This window comes from Rhodopseudomonas sp. (assembly GCF_013377015.1).
Taxonomy (GTDB): Bacteria; Pseudomonadota; Alphaproteobacteria; order Rhizobiales; family Xanthobacteraceae; genus JARJEH01.
Map to the genome: position 1 here is coordinate 1 of NZ_JACABA010000016.1, position 2,612 is coordinate 2,612.

General features: G+C 64.5%; 3 protein-coding genes. All 3 read left to right on the forward strand.

Annotation, left to right across the window (positions count from 1 at the left end; all coding sequences use genetic code 11):
* Positions 1-714: ferredoxin (locus tag HXX15_RS22970; RefSeq protein ID WP_296519227.1), on the forward strand; the 714-nt coding region annotated here is incomplete at its 5' end.
* A gap of 7 nt (positions 715-721) precedes the next feature.
* Positions 722-2,068: an electron transport complex subunit RsxC gene (rsxC, locus tag HXX15_RS22975; RefSeq protein ID WP_296519228.1), complete on the forward strand. Its 1,347-nt coding sequence runs from the start codon at positions 722-724 to the stop codon at positions 2,066-2,068.
* Between the two features lie 8 nt (positions 2,069-2,076).
* Positions 2,077-2,612 (forward strand): RnfABCDGE type electron transport complex subunit D (locus HXX15_RS22980; protein WP_296519229.1); only part of this gene is annotated, 536 nt, incomplete at its 3' end.

The window sequence follows — 2,612 nt, forward strand, 5'->3', positions numbered from 1 at the left end:
GTCTACAGCCTCAAGTACAAGGACGAAACCGGCGCCGAGAAGAAGATGGACGTGCCGATGACCTTCGCCGATTTCGCCGCGACGGAAGGTCGTTTCGGCAAGCAGTTCAAGAAGGCGCCGCCGGATACGTGGAACGACAACATGCTGCAACTGGCCGAGTTCCTCGAACTCGACCAGGACGAGCGCGACGGCAAGTTCCCCTACATCTGGGCGGTCGACCAGAAGAACCGGCTGACCCGCCTGATCGTCTCCGAAGAACTGGTGCTCGCCTCCGAAGAACGCCTGAACTTCTGGCTCCAGTTGAAGGACCTCACTGGCTCCGCACAGGCCGGCGCCTCCGACGATCTCGCCGCCACCATCCGCGCCGAATTGATCGACAAGATCACCGCCAGCCTCGGCATGTCGCTGGCAGGTGCAGCGTCAGCGCCGGCAGCAACCGGCTCAGCGCCCGCTGCAGCAGGCGGCCACGAGCCCGTCTGGATCGAGACGCCGGAATGCACGGCCTGCGACGAGTGCACCACCATCGCGCCGAAGGTCTTCGCCTACAACGACCAGAAGCTGGCGATCGTCGTCAATCCGCAGGGCGCCAAGTACGCCGACATCGTCAAGGCCGCCGAGAAATGCACGGCCGGCTGTTTGCACCCCGGAACCCCGTGGAATGCAAACGAGCCCGGGCTTGAGAAACTGATCGCGCGCGGCGCCAAATTCAACTAAGCGTGCGATGAAACTTCTCAACTACTTCCGGGGCGAAACATTCGCCCGCGGCATACACCCGCCGCAGCACAAGGAGACGGGGGTGATGGCGATTCGCCGTCTGCCCTTTGCGCCGCGGCTGATCGTGCATTTGTCGCAACAGGTGGGACGCCCGGCACGCCCGCTGGTGAAGATCGGCGAGGGGGTCGTGCGCGGCCCGCCCATCGCCGCCGCCGAGGGTTTCATCTCGGTGCCACACCACGCGCCAGCCACCGGCGTGATCGAGGACATCCGCCTGCACGCCACCGCCAACGGCCCGTGGGGACCGGCGATCATCATCCGCGTGCATCAGGGTTCGACTCAGGAAATCCTCTGGGAACAACCGCAGGACCTCACCGCACTCAACGCCGACGGCCTCATCAAGGCCGTGCAGGACACCGGCATCGTCGGCCTGGGCGGTGGCGTCTTCCCGACCCACGCCAAGCTCAAGGTGCCGAAGGAATGGCCGATCGACACGCTGGTGGTGAACGGCTGCGAATGCGAACCCTATCTCACCTCAGACCACCGCATCATGGTGGAACGGGCGGCAGACCTGATTGCAGGCATCACCATCGCCCAGCAACTGCTGGATGGTCCGCGCGCGATCATCGGCATTGAAGACAACAAGATGGACGCCGTCGAAGCGATCCGCAAACTCCTGCCCGAGGGCAGTTCGATCAGCGCCGAAGCCGTGCCGACCAAATATCCGCAAGGCGCCGGCGAAATGCTGATCAAGACCCTGACCGGTCGCGAAGTACCGCCGGATGCACGCGCCTATACCACCGGCGCCTACGTGCAGAACGTCGCCACGCTAGCGACGATGGGCGCACTGATGCCGCGCGGTCGCGGCTTCATCGAGCGTGTCATCACGGTCGTCGGCCCCGCCGTTGAAAAGCCAGGCAACTATCTCGTGCCTTTCGGTACGCCGCTGCGCTTTCTGCTCGACTGCGTGGGCGCACGCGACGCATCGCTGGAAGTTGTCTTCGGCGGCCCGATGATGGGCCAGGCCGTGGCCTCGCTGGACACGCCGATCACCAAGGGTGTGGCCGGCATCCTCGTGCTGCGCGGCCGCGAAGTTGCCGAGCGCCAGTCACGCAAGACCTATCCCTGCATCAAGTGCGGCGAGTGCATCGAGTCCTGTCCGATGGGCCTCAATCCCTCGACGCTGGGCATGCTTGCTACCAAACGCGCCTACGACACCATGGCCGACAGCTACCGCCTCGGTGCCTGCTTCGAGTGCGGCAGTTGCACTTACGTTTGTCCCGCCAACATTCCGCTGGTGCAGCACTTCCGCGTCGCCAAGCAGATGCTGCGCAATAAAGAGAAAACAGCATGAGCGCCTCAATGGAAATCCGCACCGCGCCCCACATCAAGGGGACGCGCAGCGTCGAGCAGATCATGCGACATGTGGTGTGGTCACTTGTCCCGATCTGCGCCTTCTACGTCTATCAGTACGGCATCTCTGCCGCCGCGCTGATCGTCGTCGTCACCGGCAGTTGCCTCGCCGCCGAATCCTTCTTCGTCCGGCTCGGCGGCCAGTCCGGCGACCTCAATGACTGGTCGGCAACCATCACCGGACTGCTGCTGGCGCTGACCCTGCCGCCCGGCTTCGCGCTGTGGATGGGCGTGGTCGCCGGCTTCGTCGCCATCGGACTGGGCAAGGCAATCTTCGGCGGCATCGGCCACAACCTCTTCAACCCGGCACTGGTCGGCCGTGCGTTCGTGCAGGCAGCCTTCCCCGTCGCCATCGCCACCTACACGCCCTCCTTCCTGCCCGGCCGCTTCACCGAGTTCATTCCATCAACACTGGCGCTGCCGCTGATGACGCCGGCCGATGTCGCGCTCTGGCTGCACGACAAGCAACTCGATGCACTGGCCGG

Excerpts from the sequence above, each read along its gene's own strand:
- rsxC (WP_296519228.1), top strand. The coding sequence starts at position 722 with ATGAAACTTCTCAACTACTTCCGGGGCGAAACATTCGCCCGCGGCATA.